17 protein-coding genes and 1 pseudogene are annotated in these 24264 nt (G+C 73.0%); 9 read left to right on the forward strand and 9 right to left on the reverse strand.

What is annotated here, in order from left to right; translation table 11 throughout:
- Window positions 1-12: 12 nt before the first annotated feature.
- Window positions 13-1558 (reverse strand): annotated as a pseudogene (locus PV410_RS09350) (serine/threonine-protein kinase).
- Window positions 1559-1959: 401 nt separating this feature from the next.
- On the opposite strand from PV410_RS09350, the gene PV410_RS09355 reads away from it, so the two are divergent.
- The gene (locus PV410_RS09355) at window positions 1960-3558 is read left to right on the forward strand and encodes a phytoene desaturase family protein (protein ID WP_500323555.1); all 1599 of its coding nucleotides are present in this window, start codon (window positions 1960-1962) and stop codon (window positions 3556-3558) included.
- 206 nt (window positions 3559-3764) lie between these two features.
- Here PV410_RS09355 and PV410_RS09360 read toward each other — a convergent pair whose 3' ends face one another.
- Window positions 3765-4223 carry a universal stress protein gene (locus PV410_RS09360; protein ID WP_500323557.1) on the reverse strand — a complete coding sequence of 153 codons (459 nt, stop codon included), beginning with the start codon at window positions 4221-4223 and terminating at the stop codon, window positions 3765-3767.
- Window positions 4224-4411: 188 nt separating this feature from the next.
- Entirely contained in the window at window positions 4412-4714 is a 303-nt protein-coding gene (locus PV410_RS09365; RefSeq protein WP_500323559.1) for a putative quinol monooxygenase, read from the reverse strand.
- 225 nt (window positions 4715-4939) lie between these two features.
- Between PV410_RS09365 and PV410_RS09370 the strand changes: the two genes are divergently transcribed.
- Together PV410_RS09370 and PV410_RS09375 are read left to right on the forward strand one after the other, a co-directional pair.
- Window positions 4940-5317 carry a hypothetical protein gene (locus PV410_RS09370; protein WP_500323560.1) on the forward strand — a complete coding sequence of 126 codons (378 nt, stop codon included), beginning with the start codon at window positions 4940-4942 and terminating at the stop codon, window positions 5315-5317.
- A gap of 78 nt (window positions 5318-5395) precedes the next feature.
- The gene (locus PV410_RS09375; protein WP_500323561.1) at window positions 5396-6247 is read left to right on the forward strand and encodes a hypothetical protein; all 852 of its coding nucleotides are present in this window, start codon (window positions 5396-5398) and stop codon (window positions 6245-6247) included.
- Between the two features lie 87 nt (window positions 6248-6334).
- On the opposite strand, the gene PV410_RS09380 is transcribed toward PV410_RS09375, so the two are convergent.
- Window positions 6335-7990 carry a hypothetical protein gene (locus PV410_RS09380; protein ID WP_500323562.1) on the reverse strand — a complete coding sequence of 552 codons (1656 nt, stop codon included), beginning with the start codon at window positions 7988-7990 and terminating at the stop codon, window positions 6335-6337.
- Window positions 7991-8170: 180 nt separating this feature from the next.
- On the opposite strand from PV410_RS09380, the gene PV410_RS09385 reads away from it, so the two are divergent.
- Window positions 8171-10024, forward strand: coding sequence for an MFS transporter (locus PV410_RS09385; protein ID WP_500323563.1), 1854 nt, complete (start codon window positions 8171-8173; stop codon window positions 10022-10024).
- Window positions 10025-10056: 32 nt separating this feature from the next.
- On the opposite strand, the gene PV410_RS09390 is transcribed toward PV410_RS09385, so the two are convergent.
- Window positions 10057-11043, reverse strand: a complete 987-nt coding sequence (locus PV410_RS09390) for an ArsR/SmtB family transcription factor (RefSeq protein ID WP_500323564.1) — start codon at window positions 11041-11043, stop codon at window positions 10057-10059.
- Between the two features lie 211 nt (window positions 11044-11254).
- On the opposite strand from PV410_RS09390, the gene PV410_RS09395 reads away from it, so the two are divergent.
- Complete coding sequence (locus PV410_RS09395; protein WP_500323565.1) at window positions 11255-12625, forward strand: alpha/beta fold hydrolase; 1371 nt, start codon at window positions 11255-11257, stop codon at window positions 12623-12625.
- 78 nt (window positions 12626-12703) lie between these two features.
- Window positions 12704-13558 (forward strand): GNAT family N-acetyltransferase, encoded by an 855-nt coding sequence (locus PV410_RS09400; protein WP_500323566.1) that lies wholly within the window; start codon window positions 12704-12706, stop codon window positions 13556-13558.
- A 13-nt stretch (window positions 13559-13571) separates the two neighbouring features.
- Here PV410_RS09400 and PV410_RS09405 read toward each other — a convergent pair whose 3' ends face one another.
- Window positions 13572-13910: a hypothetical protein gene (locus PV410_RS09405; protein WP_500323568.1), complete on the reverse strand. Its 339-nt coding sequence runs from the start codon at window positions 13908-13910 to the stop codon at window positions 13572-13574.
- Between the two features lie 108 nt (window positions 13911-14018).
- On the opposite strand from PV410_RS09405, the gene PV410_RS09410 reads away from it, so the two are divergent.
- Window positions 14019-14507 carry a YcxB family protein gene (locus PV410_RS09410; protein WP_500323570.1) on the forward strand — a complete coding sequence of 163 codons (489 nt, stop codon included), beginning with the start codon at window positions 14019-14021 and terminating at the stop codon, window positions 14505-14507.
- Between the two features lie 49 nt (window positions 14508-14556).
- On the opposite strand, the gene gap is transcribed toward PV410_RS09410, so the two are convergent.
- Together gap and PV410_RS09420 are read right to left on the reverse strand one after the other, a co-directional pair.
- The gene (gene gap, locus PV410_RS09415; protein ID WP_500323571.1) at window positions 14557-15555 is read right to left on the reverse strand and encodes a type I glyceraldehyde-3-phosphate dehydrogenase; all 999 of its coding nucleotides are present in this window, start codon (window positions 15553-15555) and stop codon (window positions 14557-14559) included.
- Between the two features lie 146 nt (window positions 15556-15701).
- Entirely contained in the window at window positions 15702-16652 is a 951-nt protein-coding gene (locus PV410_RS09420) for a GlxA family transcriptional regulator (RefSeq protein ID WP_500323573.1), read from the reverse strand.
- A gap of 219 nt (window positions 16653-16871) precedes the next feature.
- On the opposite strand from PV410_RS09420, the gene PV410_RS09425 reads away from it, so the two are divergent.
- Both PV410_RS09425 and PV410_RS09430 read left to right on the forward strand, forming a co-directional pair.
- A complete protein-coding gene (locus PV410_RS09425) occupies window positions 16872-17666 on the forward strand; it encodes an SGNH/GDSL hydrolase family protein (protein ID WP_499516136.1) in 795 nt (264 codons plus the stop codon).
- Window positions 17667-17951: 285 nt separating this feature from the next.
- Entirely contained in the window at window positions 17952-20147 is a 2196-nt protein-coding gene (locus tag PV410_RS09430; RefSeq protein ID WP_500323575.1) for a TIGR03767 family metallophosphoesterase, read from the forward strand.
- A 145-nt stretch (window positions 20148-20292) separates the two neighbouring features.
- On the opposite strand, the gene PV410_RS09435 is transcribed toward PV410_RS09430, so the two are convergent.
- Window positions 20293-24066: a S8 family peptidase gene (locus PV410_RS09435; protein ID WP_500323577.1), complete on the reverse strand. Its 3774-nt coding sequence runs from the start codon at window positions 24064-24066 to the stop codon at window positions 20293-20295.
- Window positions 24067-24264: the final 198 nt, after the last annotated feature.

Below are 24264 nucleotides of genomic sequence, written 5' to 3' on the forward strand. Positions count from 1 at the left end.
GCGTGCGTCGGGTCAATCCTCGGCGGGTGTCTGCGCGTTCCGCCAGACCGTCAGGTCGACCGTGGCGTAGTCGTTGTCCGCATCCTCAGGGGAGTAGCCCCGTACCGTGACGAGCGCGATGTGACCGGCGGCGGTGACCACGCAGATCCGGCTGCCCCTGACCGCGTTCTTCCGTGAGATCTCCTGGGAGTACCGGGTCACGGAGCGGCACGTGGCCAGCGACCCGGTCTGACGGCTGGTGAGCAGCACCAAGGTGTTGCCTTCGGGGGTGGCGAAGCCCCAGCCGCGCGCGCCCCAGGCGTACCCGAAGTCCCCTTCGTAGTACGGGCCGACCCTGGGGTGGTACGGCTTGGGCGGCAGCTCGGAGAGGGAGATGGTGTACTGGTAGGGCACGTCGATGCCCTTGTACGACGTGGACGGCGGGTCCGCGTCCAGTGCGGCGCTTTCGCCGCCGCCGCCCGGAGCGGTCCGCGACGCGGAGTCGCGGTCCGGCGCTCCGGCCCCGCCCGGTTCGCCCGCCCCGTCCACGGTTCTGCCGTACAGAAGGAGCGCGCCGACGCACGCCGCCGCCAGACCGGCGATGACGGCCACGACGAAGCCCGGTCCGCGGCGCCGGGCCGAGCCGGGGGAGCGCGGTGGGGCGGGCGGGGCGGGCATGGTGGTGTGGCGGCCGATGTCGGCGGCGACGGCCGGCGGGAGCCAGCCCTCGGGGCGGCGCAATTCCGTCCGCGGTGAGATCCGACGGCAGATGTCGATGACCTCGGCGGGGGTGGGGTGGGCGGCCGGATCCTTCTTCAGGCACAGCCGGGCCAGTTCTGCGAGCTCATCGGGTACGCCGGACAGCTCGGGCTCCGCGTGGACGATGCGGTAGAGCGCGGCGTGCGGGGTGCCCTCGCCGAAGGCGGGCCGGCCGGTGGCGGCGTAGACGGCGACCTGGCCGAGGGCGAAGACGTCGGTGGGGGGCAGACAGGGGGCGCGGGAGGCCTGCTCGGGGGTCATGAAGGGGGGGTGCCGACGATGACGCCGCTGCGGTGAGCGAGGTCGCGTCGGCGGCCCGGGCGATCCCGAAGTCGATGACCCGCGGTCCGTCGGCGGCCAGCAGCACGTTGGACGGTTTGAGGTCGCGGTGCACGATGCCGACGCTGTGGATGGCCTGCAGGGCCTCGGCGATCCCGGCGACGGTCAGCGCCACGGCAGGCACCGGGAACGGCCCGTGCCGGCCGACGGCCGCCTGCAGGGAGGGCCCGGCCACGTACGCCGTGGCGAGCCAGGGGCGGTCCCCATCGGTGTCGCTGTCGATGACCGGGGCGGTGTAGAGGCCCTGCACCTGCTGGGCGGCGTGAACCTCCAGTCGGAACCTGCGGCGGAACTCGTGGTCCCCGGCCAGGTCCGGCCGGATCACCTTGATGGCGACCGGGCGCCCGCCGGGTGTGTACGACAGGTACACCGTCCCCATGCCCCCCTCACCGAGGCGGGCGGCGATCCGGTACCCCGCGACGGTGGCCGGATCGCCGGGTGCCAACGGCTGGAACACCGGGATCACCCGCTCAGTCCGCATCGAACCACCCTTGATGACCGGCCAGCCCCGCACGCGGTGGGGGGTCGCGCCGATGCCCGCACCGGAGGGGCGCTTCGCGGGACCGGGCCACGGCTGACGGGGGGCGACCGATGTGGCTCTGGGGATATGAGCATCGGGCACGCCGGCCGTCGACAGCAAGGGCGTGGACGGCCTGGGTGCGTCGGTGCGACACGCCGACCGAAGCACGTGGTCGCGCCCCACGAAGCGGCGCCCCCGGGCCGCCACCCGCGTCGGGACCGGACCGGTGGCGGCCGGGCGTGGCCCGCCCGACGTGCGGGGGCCCCGCCCCGCGCGCACGCTGGACCGTGGACGCACGGGGACGTCGCCCCGGCCGGTTCCCGTGGAGCGGCCTCCCGGAGTGACGCGCCCGAGGAGCAGTGATGGCACGCACGGTCGACGTCGTCGTCGTCGGTTCCGGTGTGAACGGCCTGGTCGCCGCCACCGAACTGGCCAAGGACGGCTGGTCGGTGGTCCTGCTGGAACAGGGCGACCGGCTGGGCGGCTTCATCGCCACCGAGGAACGCACCCTGCCCGGATACCTGCACGACACCTACTCCTCCTGGCACCCGCTGTTCGTGTCCGGAGGGGCCTACGCCGTCCTCGGCGAGGACCTGCACCGCCACGGCCTGGAGTACCGCAACGGCGACGGCTTCGTCACCGGCACCGTCACCGACGACGGCCGTGTGCTCCTCGTGCACCGCGACGCGGCCACCACGGCGGAGGCGTTCGGCCGGGCCGAGGACAGGGCTGCCTACCTGGCGATGCTGGGGCGCTTCCTCGACAACGCCGACGCCATCGGCGGCATGCTGAGCGGCGAGCCCCGCTCCCCACGGACGCTGCGGCACATCGCGAAGCTGGTGCGCCGCGAACGGTTCACCGGCACCGAGGCCTGGCTCCGGTCGGCCGTCACCAGCGGACGCTCCTACTGCCGCGGCGCGTTCCGGGGCGACGAGGCGGACCTGCTGTGGGTGCCCTGGCTGCTGCACGCGGGGCTGTCCCCGGACCACGCCGGGGGCGGCCTGCTGCTGCCCGTGCTCGCGGCCTCGCTCCACGGCTACGGGGTGCCCGTCGTGGCGGGCGGCGCCGGCAACTTCGTCCGGGCCTTCGAGACGCTCCTCGGGGAACTCCACGTGGACGTCCGCACCGGGTACCCGGTGGAGCGGCTGCTCCTCACCGACGGCAGGGTCACCGGAGTGGCCGGCGGCGGTGAGCACATCCACGCCCGCCGTGCCGTCCTCGCCTCGGTGACCCCGACCGCGCTGTACGGGGAACTGCTGCCGCAGGACGCCCCGGTCCCCGCCGCGGTCCGCGACCAGGCCCGGCACTACCGCTACGGCCGCGCCGCGATGCAGCTCCACGTCGCCCTCTCCGCCCCGCCCGGCTGGAACGACGACCGGCTGGCCGGCATCCCGCTGTTCCACCTGAGCGACGGATCGGCGAGCACCGGGATCGCCTGCGCGGAGGCCGAGGCGGGCCTGCTGCCGCGCCGGCCCACGGTGGTCGTCGGCCAGCAGTACGTCCTCGACCCGTCCCGCGTGCCGGAAGGTGCCGCGTCCCTGTGGATCCAGCTGCAGGAACTGCCCTTCGCGCCCGTCGGCGACGCGGCCGGCGAACTCGACGTCGGCGGCGGCTGGACGGAGGCACTGACCGAGGGCTACGTCGGCCGGGTCCTGGCCCGGGTGGCCCGCCACGCCCCCGACCTGCCCGGCAAGGTGCTCGCCTGGGACGCCGTCACCCCGGCCGACCTGTCCGGGCACAACCCCAACGCGGTGGCCGGCGACCCGTACGGGGGCTCGGCCGAACTCGACCAGAGCCTGCTGTGGCGACCGCTGCCCGGCGCGCCCCGGCACGCCACACCCGTCCCCGGGCTGTGGCAGATCGGCGCCTCCACCCACCCCGGCCCCGGCCTCGGCGGGGGCTCGGGCCACCTCGCCGCGCAGCAGCTCATCCGCGGCGCACGACGACCCGGGCGCCGCTGACCCCTGGCCCGCGCCGCAGCGGGCATGGTGCGCCGGACGGGCGCGTGGTCCCCTGGCTGCCGTGCGCTTCCCGCTGGGGCACCCGGCGGTCGCGAGCGTGGCGTTCTTCGACCATCCGGTGCCGGAGGAGTTCTGGCACGCCGTCAAACACGCCGGGGATGCTCCCGGAGCACGTGCCCACGCCGTGAGGGGTCGTACGGGCGCGGTCAGGCGGCGGAGTCGTCGCCCTCGGCCCGCTCCTCGGGGACGAGCAGCACCGCGATGCGGCTGGTGTGGGCGATGGCGTCGCTGACACGGGGGTTGAAGAACGCCGCGACCGAGCCGCGGTGGTGGGGGCTGACGACCAGGAGGTCAGCCTTGAACTGCTCCGCCGCGGCGGAGATCGCGCCGGCGATCTCCTGCGTGGTCACGTCGCGGACGAGCTCACCGTCGGCCTCCGCCACACCCATGTCGTGGAGCGTGGCGACGGCCTCGTCGACGACGGCGCCGGCGTCGGAGTCCCCTTCCAGGGTCATGACGGTGTCGAACGCGACCGTCGAGGCGAGCACGTGCACGACGTGCACCGCGGCGCCGCTCAGCCGGGCCATGTCTCCGGCCGTGCGCAGGGCGGACTGGCGGGAGGGGCTGGAGTCGACGGCAACCATGATGCGCTGGTACATGGACATCTTTTCTCTTCTTCCAGGGCTGAGCAGGGGTTCGCGGACTCAGTAGAGGCCTGCGGTGGTGGAGTTCCCCTGACCAGCGGTGTCGTACGGCGTGAACATTCCGTTCACAGTCTGCGCCGACCTGCGGGGGCCGTCCGCGGCGGGGGGGGTGCCCCCTGAGCCCGGTGGCTGCCGTACCCTGCGCCCCGTCAGCCGGGCAGCTTCGCCGCGAGGACGTCGACCGGGGTGATGACGGGCGGCACCGCGAACAGTTCGTCACCGAGCGCCTCGATGCGCTGCCGCACCTTGCCCCGCAGGTGCGTCTCGCGGTCCTCCTCGGTCTCGAAGGCGTCGAAGATGCGGAACGAGGACGGCGCCGGGCGGAAGGCGAACCACGCCAACGTGCCCGGCTCGGCGTCGACCAGCGCCTTGGCGTCGACGAGGAAGCGGACGACCTCGTCCTCCCGGCCCGGCCGGGCCTCGAACTCCACGAAGAATCCGTACGCGGGCATACCGGTGCTCCAGGTCGCAGGAGGGACGGCCCCTCGGGGCCGCTGGTGAGGGCGACGCTACCCGGCCGGCCCGGCGCCCCCCGCGAAGCCGGCCCGGCATTTCGCGGCGTCGTTCCGTGTGTCTCGGGCCTGCCCCACGGGCCGGGAGCCCGGATAGGCTCGCGGCCCGGGCGACCGAGCGGCCCGACGCGTCCGGCCCGACGGGGCCGGCCCCGGCCCCGTGCTGTGGCCGCACCCACCGCGTGGCTGATGGTGATGGCGCTGGTGCCTCGCGGCGACATCGCCCTGCTGCTCCGGCCGTTCGGCCTGCTGCCCGATGCGAGCACGGCGCCGGTCGTGACCGCCCTGATCAGTCGTGGTGCCGTCGCCGACGCCGCGCGGGAGCGTCCTCGCCGCCGGGGCGTGGCCGCCGCGGTCCGTGCCCTGGTCGTGGCGGCGACGGGAGTGCTCGGCTTCACCGTCGACCTCCTGGTGTCCCCGCCCGCCGCCGACCTCGACCTTCAGGCCGGCATCCTCCTGGGACTGCCCCCGGGCGCGGGGCTGTTCACCCGGGTGGGCAACCGGAGGAACCCGTCCGCGCCGCCCGCGCCGCCCGGCGGGTGACGCGGGCGGAACCCGCTGCCGGGGCGGCACGTCACATCGGCAGGCTCCGAGGGGGGCCCACTGCCTTGGGGAGGCGTCATGAGACCGCTCGTGCTGGTGGGTGCCGTCTGTCTGCTCGTGGGATCCGCCGGATGCGGAGCGCGGACGGTGTCCGCGGCGGACGACGACGGTGCGGCCACCGCGCGCATGCGGGAGGTCGCCGAGGCCTGGGAGGGCTCGGAGTCCGCACGATCGTGGCGGGAGGGCTTCTACCCGCTGGAGGACGTGGTCCGGCTCCCGGACAACGCCTTCCGTACGGACGCCGACAAGCAGGCCTACCTGACGCGGAACTTCGAGCACCGTGGGGCGCTGCCCCGCACCGAGCACGAGGGCCGCATCCGCTGGGCGGACGGGACGTCGACGCCCGTCACGCCGATGACGGCACGGGAGGCCTACGACGGGCTGGACGAGGGGCCGGAGGGCCGCGCGGACCCGCTGACCGTCACCAAGGCCACCTTCGGCGAGATGACCCTGCTCACCAGCCGCGGCGAGGCCCGCGTCCCCGCCTGGCACTTCACGCTCGACGGCTACGACACCCCGCTGGTGCGTGCCGCGATCAGCCCCGCGCGGCTGCCGGGCGCCCCGATCGCCGCCCTCTCCCAGGCCACCGATCCCGGGATGCCGCTGCACGGGCTGCGGAAGGTCGCCGAGGACGGCCGGAGCGTCACCGTCCAGGCGGAGCACGGCGCCTGTGACGACGGTCCGGCCGTCGACGTGCTGGAGACCCGCGACAGCGTGGTGCTCCGCGGCACGGTCCGCGGCGCGGACGACGGCCCGTGCACCGCGCAACTGCTCGTCGACCCGGTGACGGTCCGCCTTGACCGGCCGCTCGGTGGGCGGATCCTGCTCGACGCCTTCACCGGCGGGCCCGTGGAGCTCGGCGGGCGGTAGACCTCCGCCTGGCCCCCGTCACCCGGTACGACGACGGCCGCCGCGCCCCGAGGGGCGTGGCGGCCGTCGCGTGGTGGCGGTGCGGCGTCAGGCGGCGCTCCTGCGCCGTACGACGACGATGATCACGGCGCCCAGCCCGAGGGCCAGGATCGCGGAGCCGCCGAGGAGCAGCGCGCCGCCGGCGCCGGTGAAGGCGAGGCCGCCGCCGGAGTCGCCGCCGGAGGACGAGGAGCCGCCGTTGCCGGACGTGCCGGCGGAGCCCGACTCGTCGTCGCCGGAGGCGGTGGGCTCCGGGGTGGCCGACGGGCCACCGGAGGAGCCCTGCGAGCCGTCGCCGTCGCCGGTGGCGTTCAGGACGATCCAGGCGGTGTTGTTGGACTGCTCGGGCTCGACCGGGTTGTTCCACGCCGGCAGGGCGACCTTGCCCTTGGCGTTCTTCACGACCTTGTCGATGCGCAGCTCGAACGGGAAGCTCAGCTTCGCGTCCTCCAGCAGCGGGGTGTCGACCCAGCACAGGTAGCCCTTGACGCCCTCGTCGATGGTGGTGAAGCTGCAGCCCTTGGGGCTCTTGGTCACCTTCGCGCCCTCGGGCACGGCGACGGAGAAGATGATCGGCTCCCCGCCGCTGCGCAGAGCGCTGATCCAGGCCGGACCGTCGTTGCGGAAGCCGATCTCCGCCTTCACCGTGTCGCCGGCGTCGCCCCGGGCGGAGGCACCGGTGAGCACCAGGTCGTAGGTGTTGTGGCTGGGCAGGTCGAGATCGGTGTAGCGCGTGTAGTCACCCGCGGGGGCGCCGGGGACTTCCTCGAGGGTCAGCGGCGCGCCGGTACCCGGCGTGTAGCCGTCGTTCTCCAGCAGCGCCTCGGCCTTCTTCGCGCCGACCGCGGAGAACCCGTAGCTGAAGCCGTCCCTGAGGGCGAACGCGGCCGTCTTGACCTTCAGCGGTCCGGACAGGGTGTAGGCCGTGCCCGTCTTGTAGGTGCCGGCGAAGGTGCAGATCGCGTCGGTGCCCTGATAGAGCAGCGACCCCTCGGTGGTCTGCTTGTAGGCGCAGTTGCCGTAGCTGTCGGGGAAGCTCAGCCCGCGCGAGCCGTGGAAGTGGAGCACGGCGCCGTCGGCCGCCATGCCGCCGACGTTGCGGAACCCGACCGGCGCCTCGTAGGTGTCGCCGGCGGCGAGGCCCTTCGGCTCGGCGAGCTTGCGGCCCAGCAGTTCCGGACCGCCGACCAGCACGTCGATGGTGAGCGGCGTGAACTCGACGCCCTCGCCCTCGCCGGTCACCTTGATGGTGCCGAAGTCCCCGGCCGCGCTGTCGGCGTCGATGTCGAGGCGGATGCCGCCGATGCGGTTGTACGCCTCCCCGGCGTTGATGTCGTCGCGCTCGCAGACGGCGGTCAGGCCGGTCGCGTCGCAGGGCAGCTTCACGGCGGCGACGCCCTCGAGGCCGCTGGCGTCGATCTTGATCGTGTACGGGCCCTGGTGGACGACGGGGACCACCCCGTCGTCGTCCGGCTCGTCGCTGCCGGGCGCGGCGAGCCGCAGCGAGACCTGGGGCTGGCTCGGGTCGTCGTCGTCGCCCTGGAGCGACAGATCCACGTGGCTCGCGCCGGTGATCGCGACCGGCAGTGGGGCGCCGTCGTCGGCGAGCGCGGGTGCGGCTGAGCCGAACCCGGCGGCCAGAGCGGCGGCCGCCACGAGACCGATCGCTGCCCGGGAGACGGATCTGCGGACGGGACGTCTCATCAACGTTTCCTTGTCGGATGTCGGGGTCTGAAGCGGTGCGCCGCTCCGGGCGCACGCCCTTCAGACCTCCCGGGCATCCACACCGTTGTGCACGGGAAGATCACAGAGTGGTCACAGATGGGGCCGTCGTGCCGAAAGGGATCCGTGTGTGTCGGCACCAAAGCCAAATAAGCCGGGCAAATGCGTGTTTTACGGTTTCCGGGTGACGGAATAGTTGCCTCGGCATACGGGGTTGCAGCTCACGTACACGACACGCATGACCACCACCACGGTCCTACCTCTGCCCGGAGGCCTCACCCCATGACGCTCACGACGACCGACCTGCCCGCCCGGAGAGCCAGCGGGGCGGTCGTCCCGGTACTCGCCTTCGCGGGCATCGTTGTCGCAGTCATGCAGACCCTGCTCGTGCCGGTCATCAAGGACCTGCCGCAGCTGCTGCACACGGCGCCGAGCAACGCGACCTGGGTGCTGACCTCCACCCTGCTCTCCGGCGCGGTGGCCACCCCGATCATGGGCCGCCTCGGTGACCTCTACGGCAAGCGCCGCATGCTGATCACCAGCCTCGCGGTCATGGTGGTCGGCGCGGTGATCAGCGCCGTCACCAGCCAGCTGCTCACCATGATCGTGGGCCGTACGCTCCAGGGCTTCGCCATGGGCGCCATCCCGCTCGGCATCGGGCTCATGCGCGACATGCTCCCCCGGGAGCGGCTCGGCTCGGCGATGGCCCTCATGAGCTCCTCCATCGGCGTCGGCGGCGGCCTGGCGCTGCCCGGCGCGGCGCTGATCGCCCAGCACACGAACTGGCACGCGCTCTTCTACGCCGCGGCCGGTCTCGGCGTCCTCGCCATCGTCCTCGCCCTGGCCGTCGTGCCGGAGTCCCCGACGCGCGCGAAGGGCACGTTCGACCTGCCCGGCGCGCTCGGCCTGTCCACCGGCCTGGTCCTGTTCCTGCTGCCGATCACCAAGGGCAGCGACTGGGGCTGGTCGTCCGGCACCACCCTCGGGCTGTTCGCCGCAGCAGCCGTCGTCCTGCTGCTGTGGGGCGTGATGGAACTGCGGGTGAAGGCCCCGCTGGTCGACCTGCGCACCACCGCCCGCCGCGAGGTGCTGCTCACCAACCTCGCCTCGATCATGGTCGGGGTCAGCTTCTACGTCGTCTCGCTCGTCCTGCCCCAGCTCCTCCAGCTCCCCGCAGCCACCGGTTACGGCCTGGGCCAGTCCATGGTCGTCGCGGGTCTGGCCGTGGCCCCGCTCGGCCTGACGATGATGTTCACCGCCCCCGTCTACGCCCGCCTGTCCGCCCGCTTCGGCCCGAAGACCACGCTGATCATGGGCCTGCTGGTGATCGGCGCCGGCTACGGCGGCGGCCTCGGCCTGATGGACGCCGTCTGGCAGACCGTCCTCACCTCGGTGATCCTGGGCGCGGGCATCGGCCTGGCCTACTCCTCGCTGCCCGCCCTCATCGTCGGCGCGGTGCCGGCCTCCGAGACCGGCGCGGCCAACGGCCTGAACACCCTGATGCGGTCCGTCGGCACCTCGGTGTCCAGCGCCGTGATCGGCATGGTGCTGGCCAACACCGCCCAGCACGTCAACGGCGTCGCCATCCCGACCATGCACGGCTTCCGCGTCTCGTTCCTCATCGCCACGGGCGCCGTCCTCCTCGGCCTGCTGCTCGCCCTCGGCCTGCCCGGACGGCGGACCGGCCTGCAGCTGCGCGCCGGCAGCGAGGAGGAGGCCGGCCTGGCGCGTGCGGAGGAGGTCCTGCGTGGCTTCCGTGGCCGGGTCGTGGGTGCTGGGGGCGCTCCGGTCGCCCGTGCCAAGGTCACCCTGATCGACCGTCGCGGGCGGCAGGCCGGGGCGACGCTCTCCGCGGAGGACGGCAGCTACGCGCTCGCGGTCCCGGCCGGTGGCCCGTACGTGCTCGCCGCGCGCGCGGCGGGGCACGGCCCCCTCGCCTCGGCGGCCACGCACGCGGGAGACGAGCGCCTGGTCGACCTCGACCTGGCGCTGCCCGGCGAGACCGTCACGGCCTGACCGGTGGCCTGGGTGGGGCGGGCCTCAGGGGGTCAGCCCCGCCCCGTCAGCCGCGACCCGGCGGGCGTACGCCGGTACAGCACCGTCCGCCCCGACCGGGAACGGGTCACGAGACCGGCCTGGTGCAGCACCCCCAGGTGGTAGGAGACCGTGGCGGCGCTCAGGAAGTGACGCGCCGCGAGCTGCGTGGTGGACGCCGGCCGCGCCAGCGCCCCCAGCAGCCCCGCGCGGGTGGGCCCGAGCAGCCTGGCCAGCTCGGCGGAAGGGGCCGCCGGCGCGGCCGGCCTGTCCCGTACGGGATAGGCCACCATCGGCGGCCGCCGCCCGCCGCGCACCGGGTCGACGACCACGCTCGGCCCCGCCGCCACCAGCGACGGCACCACGATCACCAGGGGAGCGGCGATCCCCACCGAGAAGCGGCTCTCGACGCGCAGCGTGCCGCCGGTCCACCGGATCGCGGGGTGCAGCGAGTTGAACAGCCCCGCGGCGCCCTGCCGGGCCAGTACCCCCGCGCACCGGTCGACCTCCGCGTCGAGCGCGGCCCTCGCACCGGGCCAGTGCGGGGCGAAGGCGAGCTCCCAGTAGCGCCGCAGTTCCTCCGCGACCTGCCGGGCGACGTGTCCGCCGCCCCGCGCCATCGCGCGCCGCACCCCGGGCGGCAGCTCCGATCCGGCCAGCCCGTTGCAGGGGCGGCCGTCCCGCAACGCCGCCAACTCGCCCAGCACGCGCCCGGGCGGCGTGGCACGCACCCGCTCCAGCTCCTCCTCGACGGTGGGCGAGGGACCGGACGGATGCGGGCTGAGGAAGTCCGGTAGGTAGCCGCCCCCGTCGAGCGCCAGCTCCGACAGCAACGGCAGCCGTGCGCGGCGCAGCACCCGACGGGCCCGCGTCACCCACGGATCGGCCTCCGGGTCCGGGCGCAGGCCCCACGGCAGCAGCGTCGCCGCGACCTCGTGCAGCGGCGAGACAGCGAAGTGGGACCGGGCCAACCCGGCGGCGTCCACGGTGAGTTCGATCATCCTTCTCCCTGCCGCCCCGCATCCCGGGTTCCTTCGAACGTGCTCGAATCGTGGCACGGAGTCTCGCCGTGGCGAGCCCCCTTGGCGCAGTCTGATGGCCGACGGACGGCAGGGGCACAGAGAACGCCGGAGGGCGGGGGTGCGTGCGATGCGGGTGATGCGCGGGGCCGGAAAGGCACGGGGGACGCGGAGGTCCGGAGCACGGGCGGCGGTGGCGCTGGCCGCCGCCGGCCTGCTGATGGTGGCGGGCACCTGCACGTCGTCGGCACAGGACCGGGGGGCCGCGGGGCCGGCCGGGGGGAGCGGGGGGCTCTCCGGCACCGCGGCCTGCCCCGGCCTGGACGGCTTCAGCTGTGCCACGCTGACGGTTCCGCTCGACCACAGCGGCGCGGTACGGGGCCGGCTGGGCCTGAAGGTCGCCATGGGCGACAACGCGGACGCCCCCAAGGGCGTCCTGCTGTTCCTGACGGGTGGCCCCGGACAGCCGGGCGTCCCCTTCGTGGAACGGATGCGCAAGGTACTGGAGCCGGTGCTCAAGGACTACCGCCTCGTCATGATCGACCAGCGCGGCACCGGCGGCGACGCGCTGCAATGCCCCGCGCTGCAGGAGCAGATGGGATCGTCGGACCTGACGCCGCCCACCGCACGCGCGGTGCGGGACTGCGCCGCGGCCATCGGTCCCGACCGCCGCTTCTACGGCACCGGCGACACGGTCGCCGACCTCGAACTGCTCCGCCGCGCGCTGGGCGTGCGGAAGATGACCCTCGACGGTGTCTCCTACGGCACGTACACCGCCGAGCGGTACGCCCTCGCCCACCCCGGGCACGTGGCCCGGATGGTGCTGGACTCGGTGGTGCCCCAGACCGGTTACGACCCGATGGACCTGGCCGCGATGCGGGCCGCGCCGCGCGTGCTGACGGCGGCGTGCGCGAGCATCGGCTGCGCCACGGACCCGGCGGCTGACCTGGCCGAGGTCGTGGACACCTACGGCAACGGCGTCGACGTGCTGGACGCGCTCACCACCTGGGAGTTCGTCGACCCCGACTACGCGGACATGATCGACGCCCTCCACCAGGCCGCCGAGGGCGACCCGGGACTGCTCAACGGCCTCATCCAGGGCGTACGGCAGGGCAGCGCGGCGACCGCGGAGGAACTCAGCCAGGGGCTCCACGCCTCGACGTTGTGCCTCGACGGACGCTACCCCTGGGGCAGGTCGGACGCCCCGGTCGCCGGCCGGCGGGACGCGCTGGAGAAGGCGGGTGCCGAACTGACCCCGGCCGACCACGGCCCCTTCGACGCCGTCACGGCGATGGGCCTCGGCTCCATGCTCAGCTGCCTCGACTGGCCCCGCACCCCGGCCCCGCCGCTACCTGCCGCGCACCGGCGCCTCCCCGGCGTCCCGGTGCTGCTCCTCGGCGGCGACCGGGACCTGTCGACGCCTCTGGAATGGCTGTACGACCAGAAGAAGCTGACGCCGCGGGCCCAGGTCGTGGTGGTCCACGGCGCCGCCCACTCCGTGCAGAGCCGGGCGGCGAGCGACGAGGGCCGCCAGGCGGTCCACGACTTCCTGCTCGGGCGCTGACGGCCGCGCGGGCCGCAGGGGCGCCGCATCCGTCAATCCGGATGCGGCGCCCCTGCGGCCCGTGGTCTCCTGCACCCCATGACCGAGCCGTCCCCGCGTGACCGCATCGAGCGCTACTACGCCACGGTGCCGCTGCTGTTCGCCGAAGCCGAGAGGTTCGGCTCCCTGTGCCTGTTCGTCCGCAAGGAGCCCGGCACCCCCTATTACGGCGGGCCGGGCCACGCCCGCCCCGATGTGGTGGGCGGCCGCGGGGCGCCCTCCGCGGACGACATCGCCCGGGTCCGCGCCCGGCAGCGCGAACTCGGCGTGCCGCAGGCCTTCGAATGGCTCGCGGAGGTCACGCCGTCACTGCGCGGGAGCATCGAGGCAGCCGGTCTCCCGGTGGCGGAACGCCCCTTGATGGTCCTCGACCCCCGCCGTCCGCTGCTGCGGCAGCCCCTCCCCGACGGGGTCACGATCCGGGAGGTGCACGCCGACGATCCCGCGCTCCCCGCCGTACTTGCCCTCCCCGGGCTGGCGTTCGCCGACGAGGGCACCGCGACCGGGACGGCGGGCCGCGCCGAACTGGCGGCGGCCGCCGAGGCGCTGCGGGCGGACGCCACCGTGGCGACGACCGCCCCCTCGCTCCGCACCGGCCACAAGACGCTCTTCGCCGCCTTCGCCCCCGACGGTACCCCGCTCGCCGCGGGCCACCACCATCCTGCCGACGGCACCACGGAGATCGGCGGCGTCGGTACCCTACCCACCGCCCGCCGCCAGGGCCTCGGCGCCGCCGTGACGGCCGCCCTCGCCGCCCACGCCCGCGACCACGGCGTGCGCACCGTCTTCCTGGCCTACGCGCACCGGACCGTCGCCCGCATCTACGCCCGCCTGGGCTTCCGCCCGGCCGGTACCACCCTGCTCATCTCCGGTCAGCCGGCCCGCGGGCAGTAGCCGGCGAGGCCGGTCAGCCGTGCGGGTGGTCCGGCGCGCCGTCGACCCGGCGGGAGCCGCGGGCGTCGTCCATCCATCCCGGGCGCGTCCGGAGGAAGGAGAGGTCCTCGGCGGACGGGTCGGCCGTGTCCCGGAGGCGTTCGCCCTCCGCGGGGGTGAGGCGGGTGTACCAGGTCGTCAGGTCGTCGCCGCCGCCGGACCAGCCGGGGTACTCGTGGAAGCGGTGGAACCAGTAGGTCCGGCAGGCCGCGCAGCACAGCAGGGACTCCTGGTCGTGGTGGGACTCGTACAGCGTCCGCACCCAGGCGAGTTCGGGCCCGGCGCAGCAGTCGATGAAGCTCGGGTTCGCCACGGCGCGCGATCCTATCCCCCCGAGGACGGGCGCGTTCGGGGCGCCCGGTACCCTCTCGGCGTCCGGGCACGTGAAGCCCGTCACCCTCGACGAAGGCGGTACCCGGCCGTGGACCTCACCGCGACGTTCCAGATGACGGGACAGGAGTACCGCAGAGCGATCCGCAGTTCGCCCGCCATCCGTGGGGTCACCGTCCTCGGCCTTCTCCTGGCCCTGCTGGGCGCGCTGTCCCTGTTCTCGGACGAGCCGAAGAAGTGGCTGCTCTTCTACGGGATCGGCATGCCGTTCTTCCTCGAGGTCGTCGCGGTCCGTCTCGCCGTCCGCAGGATCGCGCGCCAGTTCGCCGAACCGTGGACCGTCCGGCTGACGGAGCAGGCCTACACGCTGCGCACGACCGTCTCGCAGGCGGAGGTCGGCTGGGACGCCTACCGCGAGGCGCGGGAGCGTGCGGGGTTCTGGTACCTGCGCCAGGTCAGCGGAGCCTACGGGTTCTTCCCCAAGCGGGCCTTCGACGAGACCCAGCAGGCCGTCGTCGCCGCCTTCTTCGCCCGGCGGCTGCCCCCGGTGAAGCGGCCCTGGTACCGGCCGTTCTCCTGACGGGGCGCGGTCGGGGGGCCGGCGTGTGCTGCCGGCCCCCCACCGGCGGTCAGGCGCGGGCGAGGAGTTCGAGGGTGTCGACGACCCGGTTGGAGAAGCCCCACTCGTTGTCGTACCAGGCCACCACCTTGATGTGGCGGCCGTCGACGCGGGTGAGGGCGGCGTCGAAGATGGACGAGGCCGGGTGGCCGGTGATGTCGCTGGAGACCAGCGGCTCGGTGGCGTAGTCGAGGATGCCCTTCAGCTTGCCGTCGGCGGCGGCCCGGTAGGCGTCCAGCACCTGCTCGCGGGTGACCTCGCGGGAGACCGTGGTGTTGAGCTCCACGATCGAGCCCACCGGTACGGGCACGCGGATGGAGTCGCCCGAGAGCTTGCCGTCGAGCTTCGGCAGCACCTTGCCGATGGCCTTGGCGGCCCCGGTGGTGGTGGGCACGATGTTCACGCCGGCGGCGCGGGCGCGCCGCATGTCGCGGTGCGGGCCGTCCTGGAGGTTCTGCTCCTGGGTGTAGGCGTGCACCGTGGTCATGAAGCCGTGCTCGATGCCGGCCAGGTCGTCCAGCACGGACGCGAGCGGGGCCAGGGCGTTCGTGGTGCACGAGGCGTTCGACACGATGGTGTGCCGGGCCGGGTCGTACTCCTCGGTGTTGACGCCGTACGCGAGGGTGACGTCGGCGCCGTCGGAGGGGGCGCTGACCAGGACCCGCTTGGCACCGGCGGCCAGGTGCGCGCGGGCGGCCTCCGCCGAGGTGAAGCGGCCGGTGGACTCCAGCACGACGTCGACGCCCAGCTCGGCCCACGGCAGCTTGGCCGGTTCGCGCTCGGCGAGCACCTTGATCCGGCGGCCGTCGACCACCAGCTCGGAGCCGTCCACCTCGACGGTGCGCCCGAGCCGCCCGAGCGCGCTGTCGAACTTGAGCAGGTGCGCGAGGGACTCGGGTGCCGTGAGGTCGTTGACGGCGACCACCTCGAGGTCGCTGCCGCGCTCGACGAGGGCGCGGAGGGTGTTGCGTCCGATGCGGCCGAATCCGTTGACGGCGATGCGGGTCATGGCGGGTTCCTTTCGTTGCCGCCTCCATGCTCCGCATGCGCGGGCCCTTGCGGCAGTGGCCTGAACGACAGCATGCGCAAGTATCCCGCCATACATTTCGCCATCGATCGCAAGGATCCCGCCACTCCCTCGCCACTTCCTCCCGGTCAGGCCGAGAAGGTGTTCCGGTACTCCGTGGGGGAGGTCCCGAGGATGCGGTGGAAGTGCAGGCGCAGGTTCGCGCCGGTGCCGAGGCCGACGCGGTCGGCGATCTGCTCCACGCCCAGGTCGGTGCGTTCCAGCAGTTCGCGGGCCAGGTCGACCCGGGCCCGCAGCACCCACTGCATCGGCGTGTAGCCGGTGTCCTCCACGAACCGCCGTGAGAAGGTGCGCGCCGAGACCCGCGCGTTGCGGGCGAGCGTCTCCAGCGTCAGCGGTTCGGCCAGGTGCGCCAGGGCCCACTCGCGGGTGCCGGCGAAGAGGTCGCCGAGCGGCTCGGGCACGCTCCGGGGGACGTACTGGGCCTGGCCTCCGCTGCGGTACGGCGCCGCCACCAGCCGCCGCGCCACGTGGTTGGAGAGGGCGACGCCGTGGTCCCGCCGCACCAGGTGCAGGCACAGGTCGATGCCGGACGCCGCTCCGGCCGAGGTGAGCACGTCGCCCTCGTCCACGAACAGCACGTTCTCGTCCACCCGCACCAGGGGGTGCCGCTCGGCGAGGGCCTTGGTGTAGTGCCAGTGGGTCGTGGCCCGCTTGCCGTCCAGCAGGCCCGTCGCCGCCAGCGCGAACGCCCCGGTCGAGATGGCCGCGAGCCGGGTCCCGCGCTCGTGGGCCGCCGTCAGCGCGCCGACGACCGCCGCGGGCGGTTCGGCGCCGGCCGGCTCCCGGTAACCGGGGATGAAGACGGTGTCGGCGTCCTCGAACGCCTCCAGACCCTCCGCCACGTGGTACGAGAGCCCGTCGCCGCCGGTCACCAGCCCGGGCGCCGCGCCGCACACCCGTACGTCGTAGGGCATGCTCGGCCGGTTGGAGAACACCTGCGCCGGGATCCCGACGTCCAGCGGCTTGGCACCCTCCAGCACGAGCACGACGACGTGATGGTTCTTCCTGCGGCTCAAGGGGCCTCCTCCGGCTCTCCCGCCCGGTGGCGTGGCCGACCACCACCGCAAGCATCCTGCCATCGGTCGCCCGGCGCGTCCCCGGCCCGGAGACGGCGATGAGCCGAACGCGGGATCTACGCGCGAAGAAATTTTAACATTCCATTGTCATGGACACTTCCCAAGGGGCCGGGTCCGGGGCTACCAAGTGGTAGTCAACTCTCCGCCCAGGGAGGTTCCGTGAGACGCACCACGTCGTTGTCGGCCCTGACCACCCTGATCGTCACCCTGGCCTTCGGCCTGCTGTGGTCCACCCCGGCACACGCCGCCGGGCCCGCCTACGTCGCGCTGGGGGACTCGTACTCCGCCGGCAACGGAGCGGGTAACTACGACAGCGCCAGCGGCAGTTGCCACCGGAGTTTCAGCGCGTACCCGTACCTCTGGAAGAACGCCCACGCCCCCTCCTCCTTCGCCGACACCTCCTGCTCGGGTGCGGTGACCACGGACGTGACCAACAACCAGCTCGGCCCGCTGAACGCCTCCACCGGTCTGGTCTCCCTCACCATCGGCGGCAACGACGCGGGCTTCTCGGACGTCATGACGACCTGTGTGATCGGCTCCGACACCGACTGCGTCAACCGGGTCACCCAGGCGGAGAACTACGCCCGCAACACCCTGCCCGCCCGCCTGGACGCCACCTACAACGCGATCCGCGCCAAGGCCCCCAACGCCAAGGTCGTCGTCCTCGGCTATCCCCGCGTGTACACCCTGAACGTGCTGTGCGTCGGCCTGTCCGACACCAAGCACCGCAAGATCGACGAGGCCGCGGACGTCCTCGACGGCGTCATCGCCGCCAGGGCCGCCGCCCACGGCTTCGTCTTCGGCGACGTCCGGGGGACCTTCAACGGCCATGAACTGTGCTCCGGCGACGACTGGTTGCACTCCCTGGTGGTCTCGCCGAGCTGGGAGTCCTACCACCCGACCGCCAAGGGCCACTCGAGCGGCTACTACCCCGTGCTGAACGCCAACAGCTGACCACCCACCTCCCCGCAGACCCCGTACGGCCGCGCCCGAAGGTCCGTGCGGGGTCGCGTCATGCCGTCACCGACAAGTGAGTCGGTCAGAAAGTGGATGAGTGGCTGTACCACTCCTTGCGGTCGGGCCCTCCCTTTGCCACTCTTGGCGGGCCCGGTCCTCCGCTCCACGACCGGGTGGTCCGCGCGCCTCCCTCGTCCCCCCATCGCCATGCCGTGCTGCCCGCGTACGGCGGCTGACGACCGAACAGGATGCGGAATGTCTCTGACGCGCCGAAGAATGCTGATGGCGACCGCCGTGAGCGTGGTGACCGCCACCGTCACCCAAGGCGGCCTCGCCGGCCTCGCGGCCGCCGCCCCCCGGACCACCGCCGACGACGGTTCCGTACCGGGCCTGTCGACCCTGGACCGTACGCTGCTGCGCGGCCCGGACCTCGGGTCCGGCTACCGCGGGATCGTCGCGGGGCCCGGCGAACCCCACCTCGTCCGCAAGGACCTGGCCAACGTCACCGCACCCACGGTGACCCGGTCGCTGATCGCCTTCGCCCAGATGTCCGACCTGCACATCGTCGACGACCAGTCACCGCTGCGCGTCGAGTGCCTCGACCGGCTCGCCGACTACGGCCCGCCGCACTACAACTCGTATCCCACCGAGTCCGCGTACCGCGCGCACGAGTTCCTGTCGACCCAGACGACCGACGCGATGTGCCGCGCCGTCCGGCAGGTCGGACGCGGACCGCGGACCGGCGCACCGCTGGCCTTCACCGTCGTCACCGGCGACGCGGTCGACAACTGCCAGTACAACGAGACCCGTTGGTACATCGACCTGCTGGACGGCAACACCGTCACCCCCGATTCCGGCAACCTCGCCCTCGACGAGAGCGTGAGCAGCGGGCGGTTCGGCACCGACGTCCACTACTGGCACCCGCAGGCCCGGCAGAGCCCCCCCGACAACAACGAGCTGGCCGGCTTCCCCCTGGTGACCGGTCTGCTCGCCGCCGCCCGCAGGCCCTTCACCGCGGGCGGCCTGCGCATGCCCTGGTACGCCGCCTACGGCAACCACGACGGCCTCGTGCAGGGCAACGTGGCGCCGGACGTCCTGCCGTTCGACCCGCTCAAGAGCATCGCCACCGGCTCGACGAAGATCACCCAGATCGAGGGCGTCCCCGACGTCTTCGACAACGGGCCCGCCTACTACATCGAGCTGCTGACGGACATCATCACCGGCGACTTCACCCTCGACACCGAGAAGGTCACCGCCGACCCGGCACGACGCCTGCTGGAGCGGCGCGAGTTCGTCGCCGAGCACTTCCGCACCACCGGCACCCCCGCCGGACACGGCTTCACCTCCGGCAGCGACCGGGCGTACTACGCCATACCCTCCGGCCCCTCCGACCTCGTCCAGGTCCTCGTGCTCGACACCACCAACCCGGGCGGCGGCGCGGACGGCGCCCTCGACCAGGCGCAGTGGGAGTGGCTGGACGCGCAGCTGAAGGCGAACAGCTCCCGCTACGAGACGGACCGGCCCAACGGCACGGGTCCCGGCACCGTCGTCACCCAGCCCGGGGTCAAGGACAAGCTGATCGTCGTCTGCTGCCACCACACGCTCGACTCGATGGACAACACGGACGACGACGCGCCCTACAGCGGCGCCGACCTGCGCGACAAGCTGCTGCGCTTCCCGAACGTCGTCCTGATGGTGGACGGCCACACGCACACCAACAACATCACCGCGCACAAGCCCGCCTGGACCTCCGCGCTCAGCGCCGGATTCTGGGAGGTGAACACCGCCTCGCACATCGACTGGCCCGTGCAGTCCCGGATCGTCGAGATCGCCGAGGGCGGCGGCCACCTGTCGATCTTCACCACCATGGTCGACGCGGACGCCCCGCTGTCGTACGGCGGGGACACCGGCACCCCCGCCGCGCTCGCCTCGCTGGCGCGCGAACTGGCCGCCAACGACATCCAGTCCGTCGCCCGCGGCATCGACCTGCGGCGCGGCGCACCGACGGCCCGCAACACCCAGCTGCTGCTCCCGCTGCCCTTCGCGCTGCCCACCGGCGCCGGCACGCCCGCGCCCGACTGGCCCCTGCTGCAGCAGGGCCAGAGCGGCACCCGGGTCAGGGCCCTGCAGTACCTGCTGAACGCCCGCGGGGTGGGGCTCGCCGTGGACGGCGTCTTCGGCATCACGACCGCCGCCGGTGTCCGTTCCTTCCAGACCTCGCGTGGTCTGCCCTCGAACGGCGTCGTCGGCCCCGCGACCTGGCAGCCGCTCGTCGTCGCGACGCTCAAGCAGGGCGACACCGGACCCGCTGTCTCCGCCGTGCAGTACCTGCTGAACACCCGCGGTGCGGGACTGTCCGTCGACGGAGCCTTCGGCCCGGCGACGGACACCGCGGTGCGGTCCTTCCAGTCCTCCCGCGGCCTGCCCGCGGACGGCACCGTCCGGACCGGGGCCTGGCTGAACCTACTGGCCCCCTGACCCGACGAGGGCGGCACCGCAGCAGGTGCCGCCCCGTCCCACGCCGGCGTCGTGCGCGGGTTGGTGCCCGGACCGCCGGCGAGCACCGCGGCCCGGGCCGGTGCCCGCACCCTCACGGGGTGCGGGCACCGGCGCATCGCGTGGGCTACTTCAGGCCGAAGGCCCGGGTGACGGTCTGGGTGATGCCGCCGCCGTTGTACTGCTTGGCGGTGACGCGGATGGACACGTAACCCGCCCGGGCCGGCGCGTGGAGCTGCGCCTGCCAGGTGTCCTTGCTCGCCTTCAGGTCCTGCGGCTGCCAGGAGGCCCCGTCGTCGTAGGACACCTCGAGCTTGACCGAGGAGACCGCGTCCTTGGCCGCGTCACTGCCGAGGACGACGGGAGTGACGGAGAAGGCCGACGTACGCTTCGCCTGCCCGGCGCGGTCCAGCTCCGTTCCGTAGTCGAGCTGGACCAGCGGGATGACCTGAGCGTCGGCGGTTCCGGACTGGAACCGCCATTCGGTGTGCGTGGTGGAGGAGTACGGGGTGACGTCGGTGTTCCCCTGCGTGTCGACCACGAGCCGGTAGGGGAGCGTCTGCGGGGCCAGGTCGACCGCGACGAAGTCGGCGTACGGCCCGCTCTGGTACACCTTCTTGTCCCCCTGGTAGAGGGCGAAGTCCCGGGACATCAGGCCGGTGCTGCCGCTGTGGGCGGCTCCTCCGTCACCGAAGCCCGTGATGATGCCCGTCATGACGTCGCCGAATCGCTGCGGGACCTCGAAGCTGAGCATGCGCGGCCGGATGAGGGGGCCGAACCAGTTTTGGCTCTGCACGCTGCGCGGACGGTAGCCGACGACGTCGGTGAAGCTTGTGAGGCCGTCGGCGACGCCGGCGTACTGCTGCCACTTCACGCCGTCGCCGGCGGACACCCAGTCGGTTCGGGGACCCGGTGCGACCGGCTCCCTCGGAAATGTCGGGTTGCGCGGCCCGAAGCTGTAGGGATGGCCGGCGGGGTACTGCTCGTACGGCGGGCTGTCCTCCCGGCTCTCCTTGATCTGCTTGCCGGCGGGCGTGGCGAAGACGTTGTCGACGCGGGCGAGGCTGCCGGGGTCCGTCGACGCGGAGGGGTCGTCGGGCACGCCGCCGTGGTGGTAGTCGGCCAGGTCGTACAGGTACCGCGGCGAGGGATGGGCCTCGACCGCCAGCTTGGTCCTCCCCGGGGACGTGATCTCCTTGATCAGGCCGGCGCCCTCGTCGACGGTGAGAGAGGCGACCGGGATGGGCCCGGTCGTGTAGCCGTCCGGGTCCCCGTACCAGTCGGTCAGGCGGCCGTCGATGCCGTTGACCACCAGGAGCATCGCCGCGCCCGCGGCACGTGCGGCCGCCGCCTGGTCCGCCGGGGCCACCCATGCGTCGGCGCGGACGACCACGGCCTTGCCGCGGGCGGACAGCCCGACGTAGTCGGCGGGCCTGCCGGTGCCTGCGAAGACGGCCTCGACGTGCGAGGTGCCGTCCTGGAACGGTGCGGAACCGGGCTGCACCAGCAGGGTCTCGTCGAGGCTGCGCCCGCCGTAGGTGATCTTCAGCGGGGTCTGCTTGGCGCGGATCCGGGTGGTGAAGACGAAACTGCCCTTCTTCACCTTGCCCTTGGTCGGAAGCGCCCACAGGCTGTCGTACTCGGGCGAGGTCATGACGATCTCGTGCAGGGCCTGTGTGTCCTTGTACGTGGGCTCGCTGGAGGTGAAGGAGCGGTACAGGTCGATCCTGCTGTTGGTGACGGTCGTGGGCTCGGGCGTGTCCACCTTGACCGGGCGGATGCGCGACGCGTCCAGTTCCACTTCCCGGTCGGACCTGAGGTCCACCTCGGGCGCGGTCAGTACGGCGTACCCGAGGGAGTGCGGGCCGTTTCGGCCTTCGACGTCGAGGGTGGAGACGACGGTGTAGGAGCCGGGGGCCCAGCGGCTGGTGAGCCTGCCGTCCGGGACCCACATGACGGAGGTGGTCCCGTCGGCACCGGTGATCTCGACCTCGCCACTGACGGGTTGCCCGGACGTGTCTTTCAGACGGACCGTCAGGTCGTACTTCTCGGACTCGACGGACATCCCCATGGCCGTGTGCACGGCACCGGCCGCGAAGCGTGCGGTGACCTGGGCGGCGTACCGGCCCGCCGCGAGCGCCCTGGGGTCCGCGACGACGTCGACCGTCGAGGTGCCGCGCGCCGGAACCGTGACACGGTCGGCGGCCACGGTGAACGCCCCCGCGGGCGAGTCGCCGCGGTCCACCGTGAGCCGCAACGTGACGGCGCTGTCGGTGGTGTTGGTGTAGGTGATCTTCCGCTTGACCGGATTCCGCTTCTGGTCCTTGGTCCAGCGTACGAGTCCCGCGTCCACGGACCCGGTCGCGATGACCTGGTCCTGCAGGTAGGCGGCCGCGACGTCCAGGCGGCCGGCGCCGGCCTGGTAGGGGGTGTAGGCGGGGGTCAGCGCGCTGGTGCTCATCAGCGCGTCCTTGATCTGCTGCCCCGTCCACACCGGGTGCTTCTGGGCCAGCAGGGCCGCCGCCCCGGTGACGTGGGGCGCCGCCATGGAGGTGCCGCTGTCGGTGCGGTAGTAGCCCTCCGCCCCCGGCACCTGCTGCGAGTTCGCCGCCAGCACGTCGACACCCGGCGCGGTCAAGTCGGGCTTGAGGCCGTCGTCCCCCAACCGCGGGCCGGCGCCGGACCGCGAGTAGAGGACGTCGGAGGAGTCCACCGCGCCGACGGTGAGCGCGGCGTCAGCGGTGCCCGGCGCGCTCACGCTGTAGGGGCTGGTTCCCTCGTTGCCGGCGGCGATGACGAACAGCGCGCCCGTCTCGGCGCTCAGCTTGTTGACCGCCTGGCTCATGGGATCGTCCTGGGTGTGCCACGTCGACATGCCCAGGCTCATGTTGATCACCTTGGCGTGCTCGGTCCGCGCCGCCCATTCCATGCCGGCGATGATCCCCGAGTTGGCACCCGAGTTGTCGTCCCCGAGGACCTTGCCCACGATCAGGTCCGCGCCGGGGGCGACTCCCCGCTCCTTCCCGCCGGAGGCGGCGCCGGTCCCGCCGACCGTGGAGGCGGTGTGGGTGCCATGGCCGTTGCGGTCGACGACCTCCTGGCCCTCGACGAAGCTGCGGGACGCCACGATGCGATTGGCCAGGTCGGGATGGGTGAAGTCCACCCCTGAGTCCAGTACGGCGACCCGGACGCCCGCGCCCGTGCCACCGGCCTTCCACGCCTCGGGGGCCCCGATCTGCGCCGTGGTCTCCGCCAGGGTCCCCTGCGCCTTGGCGTCGAGCCACACCTTGTCGACATCGGCGGCGAACGAGGGGGCGCCCGCATCGTCCGGGCTCCCCGCGGTCCGCGCCGCCGACCGCGGGGCGTCCTGTCCGGTGGTGCCGGTGAGCGCCGACCAGAAGGTGGCGGCCTTCGACCGCTGGGCCTTGACGGCTGCTCCGTTGATGGACGGAAGCCCCAGGGTGGCCGTCGCTCCTGGCAGAGCCGTACCGGACGGCAGTGCGTCCTCGGTGGCACCGCCCTTGCGGGCGGTCGCACCGCTGGACTGAGTGATGATCAGGGGCAGCGCGACGGTGTGGGCGTCGTCGTAGCCCTGGGCTACCAGCTGCGTGATGTTGAAGAGTTGCTTGTCGAGCCTGCCGGTCGCGATGTAGGGCATCGCCTCATCGGGATACACGTAGGTGTCGCCGTTCTCGACGGCGACACGCACCGAACCCTTGGTTCCCGACGCGCGCCGGACGTCGTCCACGGACAGCGTCCCACCGGGCTCCTGAAACGCCTTCACCTTGTCACCGGTGATCAGCGTGACCGAGACCGGTACGCGCTGCGCGCCGCCCGGTGCGGCCGCAGCGCCACGCAGGGGCTGCGAAGGCGCAGCGCCGGACGCGGGAGCGACCGTCACACCGGCAACAACAACCGCTGCGATCCACACCGCAGATCTTCGGGATATGGGAAACCGCACGTGCCCTCCTGGGTTACTGATTGACCGAATCTGATCATCAGTGAAGTGCGGATGTAAAGTGCTTGAATTCGCACTCAACTGGCGGTAGGTTCAGCGCGGCTGTCCGCTGCCGGCCACTATTCGCGGGGTTCTCGGGCG

This window comes from Streptomyces sp. PA03-5A (assembly GCF_033792725.1).
In the GTDB taxonomy this organism is placed as follows: domain Bacteria; phylum Actinomycetota; class Actinomycetes; order Streptomycetales; family Streptomycetaceae; genus Actinacidiphila.